This is a genomic window from Dactylosporangium sp. NPDC049742 (genome assembly GCF_040674675.1).
Taxonomy (GTDB): Bacteria; Actinomycetota; Actinomycetes; order Mycobacteriales; family Micromonosporaceae; genus Dactylosporangium; species Dactylosporangium maewongense.
This window is the reverse complement of the sequence record NZ_JBFANF010000001.1, coordinates 481908-494831: the sequence shown is the minus strand read 5'-3', so window position 1 is coordinate 494831 and position 12924 is coordinate 481908. Positions and strand designations below refer to the sequence as shown.

Annotated in this window: 14 protein-coding genes; 6 read left to right on the top strand and 8 right to left on the bottom strand. The window is 69.8% G+C overall.

What is annotated here, in order from left to right:
• The first annotated feature begins 39 nt into the window (after positions 1-39).
• Both AB0J72_RS02235 and AB0J72_RS02230 read left to right on the top strand, forming a co-directional pair.
• Positions 40-1113, top strand: coding sequence for an NAD-dependent epimerase/dehydratase family protein (locus tag AB0J72_RS02235; RefSeq protein WP_363393502.1), 1074 nt, complete (start codon positions 40-42; stop codon positions 1111-1113).
• A 1-nt stretch (position 1114) separates the two neighbouring features.
• Positions 1115-1921 carry a WecB/TagA/CpsF family glycosyltransferase gene (locus AB0J72_RS02230; RefSeq protein WP_363393500.1) on the top strand — a complete coding sequence of 269 codons (807 nt, stop codon included), beginning with the start codon at positions 1115-1117 and terminating at the stop codon, positions 1919-1921.
• Positions 1922-1996: 75 nt separating this feature from the next.
• Here AB0J72_RS02230 and AB0J72_RS02225 read toward each other — a convergent pair whose 3' ends face one another.
• The 5 genes from AB0J72_RS02225 to AB0J72_RS02205 all read right to left on the bottom strand — a co-directional run bounded on the left by AB0J72_RS02225 (position 1997) and on the right by AB0J72_RS02205 (position 5242).
• Positions 1997-2293 (bottom strand): hypothetical protein, encoded by a 297-nt coding sequence (locus AB0J72_RS02225; RefSeq protein WP_363393498.1) that lies wholly within the window; start codon positions 2291-2293, stop codon positions 1997-1999.
• Positions 2294-2418: 125 nt separating this feature from the next.
• Complete coding sequence (gene add, locus AB0J72_RS02220) at positions 2419-3387, bottom strand: adenosine deaminase (RefSeq protein ID WP_363393496.1); 969 nt, start codon at positions 3385-3387, stop codon at positions 2419-2421.
• A 124-nt stretch (positions 3388-3511) separates the two neighbouring features.
• A complete protein-coding gene (locus AB0J72_RS02215) occupies positions 3512-4021 on the bottom strand; it encodes a hypothetical protein (protein ID WP_360568735.1) in 510 nt (169 codons plus the stop codon).
• Between the two features lie 145 nt (positions 4022-4166).
• Positions 4167-4394, bottom strand: coding sequence for a DUF397 domain-containing protein (locus AB0J72_RS02210; protein WP_344508415.1), 228 nt, complete (start codon positions 4392-4394; stop codon positions 4167-4169).
• Positions 4394-5242 carry a helix-turn-helix transcriptional regulator gene (locus AB0J72_RS02205; protein WP_360568733.1) on the bottom strand — a complete coding sequence of 283 codons (849 nt, stop codon included), beginning with the start codon at positions 5240-5242 and terminating at the stop codon, positions 4394-4396. Before AB0J72_RS02205 ends, AB0J72_RS02210 begins: the two co-directional genes overlap by 1 nt.
• A gap of 356 nt (positions 5243-5598) precedes the next feature.
• Between AB0J72_RS02205 and AB0J72_RS02200 the strand changes: the two genes are divergently transcribed.
• Complete coding sequence (locus AB0J72_RS02200; protein ID WP_344508419.1) at positions 5599-5862, top strand: hypothetical protein; 264 nt, start codon at positions 5599-5601, stop codon at positions 5860-5862.
• Positions 5863-5967: 105 nt separating this feature from the next.
• Positions 5968-6777, top strand: coding sequence for a hypothetical protein (locus tag AB0J72_RS02195; RefSeq protein ID WP_363393493.1), 810 nt, complete (start codon positions 5968-5970; stop codon positions 6775-6777).
• On the opposite strand, the gene AB0J72_RS02190 is transcribed toward AB0J72_RS02195, so the two are convergent.
• On the bottom strand, positions 6760-7602 hold the full coding sequence (locus AB0J72_RS02190) for a PASTA domain-containing protein (protein WP_363393491.1): 843 nt from the start codon (positions 7600-7602) through the stop codon (positions 6760-6762). The two genes, AB0J72_RS02195 and AB0J72_RS02190, sit on opposite strands and share 18 nt — an antisense overlap.
• Before the next feature lie 151 nt (positions 7603-7753).
• Between AB0J72_RS02190 and AB0J72_RS02185 the strand changes: the two genes are divergently transcribed.
• Positions 7754-9211: a hypothetical protein gene (locus tag AB0J72_RS02185; protein ID WP_363393489.1), complete on the top strand. Its 1458-nt coding sequence runs from the start codon at positions 7754-7756 to the stop codon at positions 9209-9211.
• Positions 9212-9986: 775 nt separating this feature from the next.
• On the opposite strand, the gene AB0J72_RS02180 is transcribed toward AB0J72_RS02185, so the two are convergent.
• Together AB0J72_RS02180 and AB0J72_RS02175 are read right to left on the bottom strand one after the other, a co-directional pair.
• Positions 9987-11462, bottom strand: a complete 1476-nt coding sequence (locus AB0J72_RS02180) for a glutamate--cysteine ligase (RefSeq protein ID WP_363393487.1) — start codon at positions 11460-11462, stop codon at positions 9987-9989.
• 191 nt (positions 11463-11653) lie between these two features.
• Positions 11654-12229, bottom strand: coding sequence for a YceI family protein (locus AB0J72_RS02175; protein ID WP_363393485.1), 576 nt, complete (start codon positions 12227-12229; stop codon positions 11654-11656).
• Between the two features lie 96 nt (positions 12230-12325).
• On the opposite strand from AB0J72_RS02175, the gene AB0J72_RS02170 reads away from it, so the two are divergent.
• Positions 12326-12832: a MarR family transcriptional regulator gene (locus AB0J72_RS02170; protein ID WP_363393483.1), complete on the top strand. Its 507-nt coding sequence runs from the start codon at positions 12326-12328 to the stop codon at positions 12830-12832.
• Positions 12833-12924 lie beyond the last annotated feature (92 nt).

Sequence of the window (12924 nt, the reverse complement as noted above, 5' to 3'; positions counted from 1 at the left end):
GCTCGGCCGGTCCTGCTGGAGTGGCAAGGAGTTCTGCTCGTGAGCGTCGTCATCGTCACCGGGTCTGCCGGGTTGATCGGGTCCGAGGCTGTCCGGCACTTTGCCTCGTTGGGGCTGGATGTCGTCGGCATCGACAACGACATGCGGAAGCAGTTCTTCGGGGCGGAGGCCTCGACCGCGTGGAACGTGGTGGGGCTGACGAGCGACCTCGGGGACGCGTACACGCACCATGACGTGGACATCCGGGACCGGGACGCGCTGGCCGCCATCTTCAAGCGCTACGGCAAAGACGTGGCGCTGGTGGTGCACACCGCGGCGCAGCCCAGTCACGACTGGGCGGTGCGGGACCCGTTCACGGACTTCGACGTGAATGCCGGCGGGACGCTCAACATGCTGCAGAACGTGCGGGAGCACTGCATCGAGGCGCCGTTCATCCACTGTTCGACCAACAAGGTGTATGGCGACCGGCCCAACAGCCTGCCACTGGTCGAGCAGGAGACGCGGTGGGAGATCGAGGCGGGTCACCCGTACGAGAACGGCATCAAGGAGGACATGTCGATCGACGCCTGTCTGCATTCCGTCTTCGGGGCCTCGAAGGTCGCCGCCGACGTGATGGTGCAGGAGTACGGGCGCTACTTCGACATGAAGACCGCGTGCTTCCGGGGTGGGACGCTGACCGGGCCGGCGCACTCGGCGACCGAGCTGCACGGCTTCCTCGGGTACGTGATGCGGTGCGCGATGGAGCGCCGCACGTACAAGATCTTCGGGTACAAGGGCAAGATGGTCCGCGACGCGATCCACTCGCACGACGTGGTCGCCGCGTTCGAGGCCTTCTTCCGGGCGCCGCGCAGCGCCGCGGTCTACAACCTCGGTGGCGGGCGGCACTCCAACACCTCGCACCTGGAGGTGTTCGCGCTTGCGCAGCGGATCACCGGCAACGAGATGGTCACCGAATACCACGAGGCCAACCGGGTCGGCGACCACCAGTGGTGGATCGGGTCCAACGAGCGCTTCCAGCTGGACTACCCGGACTGGAAGCAGGTGTACGACGTGCCGATGATCTGTCAGGAGATCTACGAGGCCAACGTCGGCAAGTGGACCCCGGTGGCCTGACTTGATCGACCAGGGGAAGCAGAACGTCCTCGGCGTGCAGGTCAGCGCCGTCGACTACGACAGTGCCGTCGAGAAGGTCATGAGCGCCGCCCGGGAGGGCCGGCCGCTCGCGGTGACGGCGCTCGCCGTGCACGGCGTGATGACCGGCGTGCAGGACAAGGCGCACGGCGCCAGGCTCAACGCGTTCGACCTCGTGACGCCCGACGGGCAGCCGGTGCGCTGGGCGCTCAACCTGCTGCACCGGGCGCGGCTCGCCGACCGGGTCTATGGTCCCGAGCTCACGCTGCGGGTCCTGCGGGCCAGCGCGGAGCAGGGTCTGCCGGTGTACCTGTACGGCTCGACCGAGCAGACGCTCGACCTTCTGGTCAGCAAGCTGCACGAGCGGTTCCCCGCGATCAAGATCGCCGGGATGGAGGCGTCGAAGTTCCGCTCGGCGCAGCCGGGTGAGCCCGAGGAGATCGCGGCGCGGATCAAGGCGTCCGGCGCGCGCGTGGTGATGGTCGGCCTCGGCTGCCCCCGCCAGGAGATCTTCGTCTACGGCATGCGCCACCTGGTGGACGCGCCGATGCTGGCGGTGGGCGCGGCGTTCGACTATCACGCCGGCGGACTGAAGAACCCGCCCGCGTGGATGCAGAAGTACGCCCTGGAGTGGCTGTGGCGGCTCGGCCTGGAGCCCAAGCGGCTCTGGCGCCGCTACGTGCTGCTCAACCCGGCCTACCTGGCCCGGCTCGGCGCGCAGAAGACGCGCCTGTGGCGGGCCACGCCGCCGGCGCCGGCCACGGAGCCGCTGAGCACGTTCGCGGTCTGAGGCCGGGCGGGTAGCCCGTCCAGAAGCACAGCATGACGCCGGCCCCCTCGGGGACCGGCGTCAGTGTTTCTGTGCTCAGCGACCGGTGATCGCGTCGACCTTGACGGCGCGGCGCTTGAAGGTGCCGCGCTTCTCCAGCGCGCGCTCGGCCGGCACCAGCATGAGTGCCAGCGGCGCCGCGATGTACCAGCGGTCGAGCAGCACGTAAGCGACGATGTTCATGACGACGCCGAACGCGTAGAGGCCGATCAGCCAGTCCACGCGCTTCTCGCCGATCCCGCGCTTGTGGTAGGCGTCAAGCACGCCGAATGCACCGATGCTGAGGGCCAGGAGGCCGCCGCCACTCATCAATGCGAACATCAGATCAGACACGTCACTCACCCTTGCCTCCCCGTTTCCTACCAGCGAACCCGCCCAAAGCTAAGCGGACATTTCAAGATCGACCATCAACTTTGCGACACCCGACCCGGGCCGAACGTAGCGCACCAATCGGACATTCAGCCGATATCACTGATCTTGCTCTTCAGCAGTGCGCGAGTGTCGTCGTCGCAGGCAGCGCCCGCGACGCCGGCCAGGTAGGCGTCCTTCGCACTGAGACCGAGATCGGCAGCGACGCGGTGCTCTTGAGCCAGATCGGTGTTGAACATCGCCGGGTCGTCGGTGTTGACCGTGCAGGGCACCCCCGCCGCCAGCAGGGCCGGCAGTGGATGAGCCGCGAGCGACTGTACCGACCGGGTCCGCACGTTCGAGGTCGGGCAGACGTCCAGCACCAGCCCCCGGTCGACGACCTCCGCCAGTACACCGGCATCCTCGACGGCACGGATGCCGTGCCGCAGCCGGTCGGGTGCGAGGGTCAGGATCTCGCGGACCGACTCGGCGCCGGCCGACTCGCCGGCGTGCGGCACGATCGCCAGTCCGCCGTCGCGGGCCAGCTCGAACGCCTTCGCGTAGGTCGTCGCGGGGCCTGCCTGCTCGTTGCCGCCGAGGCCGAGGCCGACGATGCCCCGGTCGGCGTAGCGCACGCTCCACCGGGCGACGTCCTCCGCCACGTCGACCGGCATGCCTCGGTAGAGGTCCGGGGTCAGCCGGACGATCACGCCGTGCCGCTCCCGCGCCTCGACGATGCCGTCGGTGTAGCCCTCGTACAGGTCCTCCCAGGCCACACCGCGCTGGGCCCGCTCCCCGGGGGAGAAGATCGCCTCCAGGTACACGGCACCGTGCGACGCGGCCACGCCGGCGTAGTCGACCACGATCTGCCGGAAGTCGTCCGCGGTGCGCAGGCAGTTCGTGGTGAGGATCCAGACCTCGACGAACTTCTTGAAGTCGGTGAACTCATAGAGCCCCAGCACGCCCTCGACGGTGTCGACCGGCAGCGGCAGGTCGTTGCGCCGGGCGATCTCCAGCAGCGTCGCGGGCGGGATCGCCCCTTCGAGGTGCACGTGCAGCTCGATCTTGGGATAACTCATGGGTTCAACTTATCGACGGGCCCGGCACGCTCGCGCGCACCGGAGCCCGTCCGACCTCCCCAGGTCGAGCCTCCCTGCTTTCTACGGCATGGGATTCGACCTGTCGACCGGCGAGCACGGCGGATTACTTCAGACCTCGGGCCTCTTGCGAGTAGATGAGCTCCAGGATCGAGCGGGCCGCCTCGAACCAGCGGTCCAGCCACTCCTGCTGCGGCATCGTGCCCTTCGGCGGCAGCTCCAGCAGGAGCCCCCGCAGCAGCGGGTGGTCGGCCATCGACTGGCTGGGGCCGTCGAGCCAGGAGTCCTGCAGCACGCCGCCGCGGCCGAACATCGGCTCGGTCAGCGGGCTGAGGTCCGCCACCAGGGACGACTCGGGCAGCTTCGGCGGCGTCAGCGACGCGGCGATCGGTGAGTTGTCCAGCGGCAGGGACGCACGGTCCAGCGGCGACGAGGCGCGGTCCAAGGGCGACGAGGCGCGGTCCAGCGGCGAGCCGTTGCGCGGCGACAGTTCGTCGATCGGCCCGTCGCCGATGACGTCCCGGCGGCCGCCCGGGCGGTAGCTACCGAGCTGCCCGGAGAAACGGTCGTCGGTCTTCGACGAACCGTTGCCGAAGTTGTCGGGGCCATTGTTCATCGGATACAAGCCTTATCTGACTCGGGTGTTCGGATCTGGCGTGAAGTTCCTGAGCGCTCATTGAATACAACGATGACCGGCCCGGTCCGCAACGGCGATACCACCGTCGCGGGCCGGGCCGGTCGATTTTGACCTGGCGTTTCGCCTACGAGAGATCGAACTCCCCGTCCTTGGTGCCGCCGACGAAGGCCACCCACTCCTCGGGGGTGAACAGCAGCACCGGCCCGGCCTTGTCCTTCGAGTCGCGCAACGCGACAGCCCCGCCGACGAACGCGACCTCGACGCAGTTGTCCGAGTACGGACCGCTGCGAGTGCTCTTGCGCCAGCGGGCACCCTCAAGATTCACGCTGAAGCCCTTGGCCTCAATGTTCACTACGACTCCTTTGCCAGCTTCACGATCATCGATACTGACTCGTCCGGACGGAGTGCGTTGGCGCGCAAGTAGTCAAAGATGAATCCGTAGCGCTGCAGTTCGTCGTCCTTCTCGAGAAAGAGACCGCCGGCCGCGTTCGAGGCGAACACGAAGTTTTGCCCTGCGGACTCGTCGTACAGCAACATCGTGAATGTCCCGTCCATCCCGGCATGAGCACCGGCGGAGAAGGGCAGGATCTGGAGGGTCACGTTCGGCCATCCCGCTGCCGTGCCCAGGTGCTCGAGCTGACGGCGCATGACCGCTCTTCCGCCGACCGGGCGGCGCAGCACTGCCTCGTCCAGCACCACCCAGAGATCTATCGGGTCATCCTGGGTGACCAACGATTGGCGGCTCATCCGGACACGCACACGTTTCTCGACCTCCGTGACACTGATGTCCGGACGGGCCGCGTGGATCATGGCCTGCGCGTATTCCTCGGTCTGCAGCAGTCCGGGGACGACGAGCGCCTCATATGAACGAATGTGATCGGCGGCCGCTTCGAGGCCTACGTAGGCCCCGGTGAGCACGTCACCGTAGAGCTGCCACCAACCCTTCTGGCGCGCCTCCCTGGCGATTTTCAGCAACTGTTCGGCGTATTGTGGCTCGACACCGTAGATGTCCAGCATGTCCCTTACGTCGCGCGGGGTGACGCCGGTCTGTCCCGTTTCGATCCGCGAGATCTTGGACCCGGAGCATTCCAGTCGCTCGGCGACATGATCGATTGTGACGTGTGCCGCCTCGCGAAGGCGGCGCAACTCCATACCGAGCTGTCTGCGTCGCAGCGTCGGGCTGCCTCGTCGACTTGCCACGCTTGCACCTCCGCGCCGGCCCACGGAATTTCCGATACGTATAGATCAGCGCAACCTGACGAAGGTCCGCAACCCGGATCGGCACGACATTCTCACCATCTCGCGGGGCCCCGCCACTCGGGAGCGACGCTCTCATGCGTGAGATGGAAATTTCTCACTGCAAGTTGCATTGATCACCGACCTCGGGCAATCTGTGGGTGTGGCGGTGGTCACGGTCCGTTCATCTTCGCGCCAACGAGACTCAGGACGACCGGGACACCACTGCGGACGCAGCGACAAACGATCGAGCCGATCGGCGGTTATGGGGCGCCCGTGACCGATCTTCCCCCTGCCGGCAGATGACGGGAGTCTTACCTGTGTTACCGAAGACCGGTGACGTGCTGCGTGTGACCAAGGCCGCGAGCGTGCAGTTCGTGCAGCCGATGCTGTTCCGGGTGATCCGGGTGCACGACTGGCAGACCTATGACGGGTGGGCGTGGCTGGACGGCTACCAGCTCAACGCCACCGGCGACGCCGTCGAGCGCCGATCCATCTTCGTGCAGCTCCAGGGCCTGCAGCCCGGCTTCGTCACCCGCACCGCCCGGACCGGCAGCCGGGTGCCTGTATCCGCGTCCGCGTAGCCAGCTCCTCCGTTCGGCCGATTCAGAGATGATCGAACGGCCCGTCATCCGTGCTTCACCGAGCTCTCGTCTTCACGGGTACATCACCCACTGAAGGAGTTCGAGATGCACAAGCACACCGTCAAGGCCGCCTGCGTCGCCGCCGCCGCACTCACCGTGCTGACCGGCTGCGCCGCGGGCGCCGGCACGACCACCCCCGGCGCCGCGACGTCCGCCTCGCCGGCCGCCTCCGCGGCGACCACCCCGACGGCGACGGCCGCGCCGCGACCCACTCGCACCGCCGGCATCTCCACGGTCAGGTACTACAAGCCGGCCCCCGGTGGGAAGTACTCCCTGCAGAGACTGTCGGGCGACAAGGTGGTCGGGCTGATGTCGTCGGACGTGGCGTACGCCGCCGCGGTCTCCCCCGACGGCAGCAAGATCGCGTTCGTCACCGAGTCGGAGCTGCGGCTGATCGGCACCGACGGCACCGGCGCGCGGAGCTTCGGCACCGGCTACGCGGGCGTCGGGTTCGAGCCGGCCTGGTCGTCGACCGGGGACCGCCTCCTCGTCAGCAAGCGGGACGCCGGCGTGGGCACCGTCGACATCGCCACCGGCGCGTTCACGCCGCTGCGGCACGACCTCGACGGCACCAGGCTCGCCCTCGACGTGATCCACCCCGGCGAGGAGTACGGCGACATCGGGCCCAACCTGAAGGCCGACGCCATCGTCGACACGACCAGCGGCAAGACCGTCGCCATCCCGGTCACCGGCACCATCACCCAGATCCTCTTCGGACCCGACGGCTCCGTGCTGGTGCGCTCCACCCGCCAGGCCGGCACGACCCTGACGCTGCTCAACGCCGACCTCACCGTCCGGACGTCGGTGCAGGAGCCGGCGGTCGCGAAGAACTGGCGCCTAACTGGGTACAGCTGACGGCGACTTGCTCGACGGCGCCTTCGTCGGCTCGGTCGCCACGAAGAGGGTGATGGTCTCGCCCGGCGCGACGATCTCGCCCGCGCCCGGGTCCGTCCCCGCGACCTCGCCGGGCTGCACGGAGTCGTCGGCGCGACGGACGACCTTCACCTCGAGCCCGAGCTGCTGCAGCTTGATCGTCGCCTGGGCGAGGGTGTTGCCCGTCAGCGGCGGGATCGTGACGCTGGTCGGCGCGGCGGCGGTGGTCGCCGTGGGCGCCTCCGATGTCGGAGCGGCGGTCGTCGGTTGCGGTGTCGGCGACGGTACGACGCTGCTGCCGGCCACCGTCGGCACCGGCAACTGGTCGGACGGTGCGTTGTCGCCGTCCGCGGTGGCCTGATAGATGAGGTACAGGCCGACGCTCAGCGCGCCGACGAGGACCAGCGCGACGACGCCGATGATCACCGGCGTGAACCAGGAGCGTCCCTGGTACGGGTCTTCCTCCTCGATCCACTCCTCCGGCGCGGCGGCCGGGCGGAGCGACGGGTCACCCGGCTGGGGGACGTTGGCGCGGGCGGACCACCGCGGCGGCTCGTCGCTGCCGAGCGGACCGCCGATCCTGGTGGCGCCGCTGTCGTCGGGGCGCAGCGGCGACGTGCCGCCACCGATCCTGGTCGCGTCCGGATCCGTGGGCCTGGTGCTCGGCGGGCCGATCCGGGTCGCGTCGGGGTCCTGGCCTGCCGGGCCGATCCGGGTCGCATCGGGGTCTTCCGCTCGTGGCGGCGGTCCCCCGTCAGGCGATGGCGGTCGATCGAACGGGGCGGTGGCGTCCGGCTCGTCTGGCATAGGTCCCAGTTCACCACCTTGTCCGACAAATCGCCTGCCAGTGGACAGGTTGCCCACCTCAGCCCCACCCTCCGCGACCGCCGTCTGCACGGCCTGACGTTCCGCTGACATCGACTCGCCCGGGTGGACGGCTGGGCGTACGCTGCGCGGCATGGCGGCACGAAGCTGGGCAACCTCAATATTCACCGCGATCGGTGTCGCGGCGGGCGCGGGTGCCGCGCAGCTCGGTCTTGGCTATGGCCTGGGCATCATCTCCTGGCAGCCGACCGGCAACAGCGCGACCATCTGGGTCAGCAGCCTGGCCTGGGTGGCCTGGCTCGCGGCGTCCTCGACGGTCATCGGCGCCCTGTGCGCGGACCGGCTCAGCCCCGCCGACACCCCGGTCGCGGGCAACGCCTCGACCCCCGGGGCACACGCGCTGACCGCCGCCTGGCGGATCGTGATCGCGTTGTCCGCGGCGGTCGGCGCCCTCATCGTCGTGCCGCTGGTCGCCGTGCCGTCGCGCACGCCCCGCCCCGACAACGTCGCGCCATACTTCACCGCCGGCGGCTATGCGATCGCCGGCATCATCGTCGGCCTGCTGATCGCGGTCGGCGCCCTGGCCGCCCGCGCGATCGCGGCCAACGTCGTCGCCTCCTCGGCCTGGCTGTGGGTCCTCGCGGTCGTCGCGGTCGTCGACGTGGTCCGCGCCGACGGCAACCTCGCCACCGCCGCCCAGCTCGGCACCTGGCAGTTCACCGACGCCACCTGGATCCGCAACATGGTGAACCTGCCCGGGGCGCTCCTCATGCTCGCCATAGCGCTGGTCATCGGCGCCCTCGCCGCCTGGCCCGCCAGCCGCCGCGGCGACAACCGCGTCGGCGTCGCGGTCTCCGGCGCGGCCGGCCCGCTCCTGGTCGCCCTCGCCTACTTCCTGGCCGCTCCCGCCGTCGGCGAGCGCGACCCGCAGCTGTCGGCGTTCGTCATCGCCCCGTATGCGGTCCTCGCCGGCCTCGCGGGCTCCGTCATCGTCTCCGCCATCGGCCCCCGCGGCTCCCGCGCCCAGGCCCGCGCCGCCCGCCAGGCCGCCGCCGCGGAGCGCGAGGCCCGCGCCGCCTCCGACATCTCCGACTGGACCCAGGCCCTGGCCGACGCCGACGCCGCGGAGGCCCGCCGCCGCACCGAGCGGGGCGAGCCGCAGGACGCCGACGACCCCTGGACCGCCGCCCCTGACCGCACCCCCGAGCCGGTCACGATCGGCGCGGGCGGCAAGTCCCCGGCCGCCGCTCCCAAGCCCCCGACGTCCACCGGCAAGGCCGCCGTCTCGAAGGCCACGGCCACCAAGTCCGCCGACCTGGACTCGGCCAAGGACCTCGAGTCCGACGCCTACGCCCCGTCCCGCGCCTACGGCGGCGAGTCCTCGGGCCGCACCTACGCCTCCGAGTCCGCCAACCGCGCGTACGCCGAGGACACCGTCTCCGACGACACCGACCCCGCACCCAAGAAGCCGGCCCCGGCCCGCGGCTCCGTCGAGCCCCTGTGGCCGACCGACACCGCCGCAACCCCGGAGCCGCCCAAACCCGCCCCGGGCCGCCCCCGAGGCCGCGGCCGCGGCAAGTCCGCCGAGTAACCCGCCGGCCCGCCACCACACGACCAGAACAGCAAGAAGCTCCACACCCGAGGCGGTCCGCACACCGGACGACCGCCTCAATGACGCTGAACCACGCGCCACCGGAGCCGCGACCACAGGCTGCGGCCGTGACGGTGCTCGCGCCGGAGCCGCGCCACGGGCCGGGCTGACGGCGCTGCCCATCCACGCGCTCCAGCCCACGGCCGCGTCAACGACCGCACAGCCGGAGCGGCGCGAAGATCAGCACCCGGGCGGTCTGTACGCACCGGACGATTGCCTCAATGGCGCGGGACCAGGCGACGCCGGAGCCGCGAGCACGGACCCGGACTGACAGCGCCGCCAATCCACCCGCGCCCGGTCACGCAAGGGCTGGGTCGACGGCCGGCGCCGCGACCACGGGACCGTGGCCGAGACGGCGCTGACGACGGAGCCGCATCACGGGCGCCGGGCTGACGGCGCTGCCCATCCATTCGCGCCCGCCACACGGCCGCGTCGACGACCGCGCAGCCAGAACGGCGCGAAGCTCAACATCCGAGGCGGGCTGCACGCACCGGACGATCGCATCGACGGGGCTGGACCAGGCGCCTTCGGAGCCGCGACCACGGGGCCCGGACTTGACGGCGCTGACGTCGGAGCCGCAGTACAAGCCCTGGCCTATGACGGCGCTGTCTATCCACGCGTGCCTGGTCACGCATGATGCGGGCGGGCGGCGTCAACCGTCCGATGACCCGGAAGGCAGGACGAGGCCGCTCCCCCAGCGGCGGGGCGGGGTTGGTCAGATGGGCCAGGTGTGGACGGGTTCGTTGGCGTGGAGGCCGACGCTGTACCGCTGGAGCATGGCGCGGAGGGCGGCATTGCGGTCGAGGTGGTGTCTGGACTGCAGGTCGTTGACGGTCTCGGTCTGCCAGGCGGCGCCGTTGCGGCCGGTGCGGCAGCGGCCCTCGATCACGCCGAGCAGGCGGTCGCGGGTGGCCGGGCGGACGCCGAAGCGGTCCAGGCCCGCGGAGGCCAGCGGCAGCAGCTCGTCGAGGACCAGCTCGGCGACCTGCACCTCGCCGCGGTCGGGCCACCAGAGGCGGGCGTCGAGGCCCTCGCGGGCGGCGGTGTGGAAGTTCTCCTCGGCGGCGGAGAACGTCATCTGCGTCCAGATCGGACGGTCCTGCTGGACGAGCTCGCCGACCAGGCCGAAGTAGAACGCGGCGTTGGCGACCTGGTCGACGACGGTGGGGCCGGCGGGCAGGACGCGGTTCTCGACGCGCAGGTGCGGGCGGCCGTTCATGATGTCGTACACCGGCCGGTTCCAGCGGTAGATCGTGCCGTTGTGCAGGCGCAGCTCGCCCAGGTTGGGCACGCCACCGGCCTCGATGACGGCGACGGGGTCCTCGTCGTCGGTGATGGGCAGCAGCGGCGGGAAGTAGCGGACGTTCTCCTCGAAGAGGTCGAATATCGACGTGATCCAGCGCTCGCCGAACCAGACCCGCGGCCGGACGCCCTGGGCCTTCAGCTCTTCCGGGCGGGTGTCGGTGGCCTGCTCGAACAGCGCGATGCGGGTCTCCGCCCAGAGGCGCTTGCCGAAGAGGTATGGCGAGTTGGCCCCGACCGCGACCTGGATCCCGGCGATCGCCTGGGACGCGTTCCAGTGCATGGCGAAGTCTTCGGGAGCGACCTGCAGGTGAAACTGGACGCTGGTGCACGCGGACTCGGCGGCGATCGAGTCTGACTCCGCCTCGAGCCGCTCCTGCCCGCGGATGTCCAGGGCGATGTCCTCGCCGCGCGCGTTGATGATCTGCTCGTTGAGCAGCTGGTAGCGCGGGTTGTTGGACAGGTTGGCCAGCACCGTGTGCTCGGGCCGCAGCGTCGGGAGGATCCCGATGAGCACCAGCTGGGCGTCCGACTTGCGGGCGCGCTCGTCGGCGTGGACGAGGCTGGCGAGGACCTCCCGCTCGTACACGTCGAGGCCGTCGCCCTCGATGACCCTGGGCGCCACGTTGATCTCGAGGTTGAACTGCCCGAGCTCGGTCTGGAACGACGGATCCGCCAGGTCGGCGAGCACCTCGGCGTTGCGCATCGCGGGCTGCGCATCGGGATCGATGAGGTTGAGCTCGATCTCGAGCCCTGTCATCGGCCGGTCTGAATCAAACCGGAAGTCGTTGAGCATCAGCGCGAAGACGTCTAGACATCGGCGGACTTTATACCGATATCGGGCACGATCCTCCCGTGTGAACGCACCCCGTATGACGTCTTGCCCCATTCCGTTCCCCAACTCCCCGGCCGACCCCGTGGACCCTCCACGTTAGGAGTGGTCTGGATGTACCGCTAGGGACAAAACGGGCGCAACCTCAGCCTACGGTGATCGAAACCTTGCGGAGGGTGGGAGATTTCGCCCACCCTCTGCAGCATGGTCAAACTCCGGCGTAAGGAGCAAAGAGCCGCAATTCAGGCTCAGCCCTGACGCACACCCTCGGCGCCGATCTCAATCTTGACCTTCTTGCCGACGAGGACGCCGCCGGTCTCCAGCGCCTGGTTCCAGGTGATGCCGAAGTCCTCGCGGTCGATCTCGGTGGTCGCGCTGAACCCGATGACCTCCTGGCCCCACGGGCTCTTCGCGTGCCCCTCGAACTCCACGTCGAGCTCGACCTGGCGCGTGACGTCGCGGATCGTCAGGTCGCCGACCAGCTTGAACTCGCCGCCGGAGAAGCCGGTCACGCGGGTGCTCTTGAAGGTCAGCGCCGGCCACTTCTCGACGTCGAGGAAGTCGGCGCTGCGAAGGTGACCGTCCCGGTCGGCCACGCCGGTGTCGATGCTGGCGGCGTCGATCTCGACCTCGACGTGCGACTCCAGCGGGTCCTCGGCGATGACGATGGTGCCCGTCGCCTTGGTGAAGCCGCCGCGGACCTTGCTCACCATGAGGTGCTTGGCGACGAAGCTGACCCGCGTGTGCGCCGGGTCGATGTCGAACTTGCCCGGCGTCGGGATCGCAACGCCGTTGTACTCGCGGGTGCCGACCGGTGCGGTCATGATGCCCTCCAGATGAGCTGTGGTGGAGAAGTTTGCTGAAGCAAATATACGCACGGCAGAGTCTCGTTTGTCAAGCTCTTCTGATAGACTGCCACTGTGACCGACGAGATGCTCGAAGATCCGCGAATCACCGCCATGGGCCTGTTCGTCGAGGCCTTCACCGGTGTGACCGCGCGTCTCAACGTCCAGCTGGCCGAGCACGGCCTCGGCAACGTCGACTTCGAGGTGCTGGTCAGGCTCGCCCGGTCGCCGGGCGGCGAGCTGCGGATGACCGACCTCGCGGCGCAGACCGGCCTGTCGACCAGCGGCGTGACCCGGGTCGTCGACCGCCTGGAGCGCGACGGCCTGGCGATCCGCCGTGCCTGCCCGACCGACCGGCGCGGCTCGTTCACCGTCGTGACGCCCGCCGGCGTGGCCAAGATGCACGAGGTCCTGCCGGACCACCTCGCGCTGATCGACGAGTGGTTCACCGGCCGGCTGTCGCCGGAGCACCTGGAGGCGCTGCTCAGCGGTCTCCGCACGATCCGCGACGCCGTCCGCCCCGGCGCCACCTCCGGCGTCGCGGACCTGGGCCGCACGACCGAAGCGCACCGCGCCGCGTAAACCGCCCGAGCGTGGCGGGCACCAGCCGGGCGCCCGAACACCGCGCTGCGTAAACCGCCCGAACACCGCGCCGCGTAGAACCGCCCGGGCAA

Coding starts and splice junctions, on each gene's coding strand:
- AB0J72_RS02195 (WP_363393493.1), top strand. CDS start 5,968: ATGCACAAGCACACCGTCAAGGCCGCCTGCGTCGCCGCCGCCGCACTC.
- AB0J72_RS02175 (WP_363393485.1), bottom strand. CDS start 12,229: ATGACCGCACCGGTCGGCACCCGCGAGTACAACGGCGTTGCGATCCCG.
- AB0J72_RS02185 (WP_363393489.1), top strand. CDS start 7,754: ATGGCGGCACGAAGCTGGGCAACCTCAATATTCACCGCGATCGGTGTC.
- AB0J72_RS02215 (WP_360568735.1), bottom strand. CDS start 4,021: ATGAACAATGGCCCCGACAACTTCGGCAACGGTTCGTCGAAGACCGAC.
- add (WP_363393496.1), bottom strand. CDS start 3,387: ATGAGTTATCCCAAGATCGAGCTGCACGTGCACCTCGAAGGGGCGATC.
- AB0J72_RS02190 (WP_363393491.1), bottom strand. CDS start 7,602: ATGCCAGACGAGCCGGACGCCACCGCCCCGTTCGATCGACCGCCATCG.
- AB0J72_RS02180 (WP_363393487.1), bottom strand. CDS start 11,462: ATGGGGCAAGACGTCATACGGGGTGCGTTCACACGGGAGGATCGTGCC.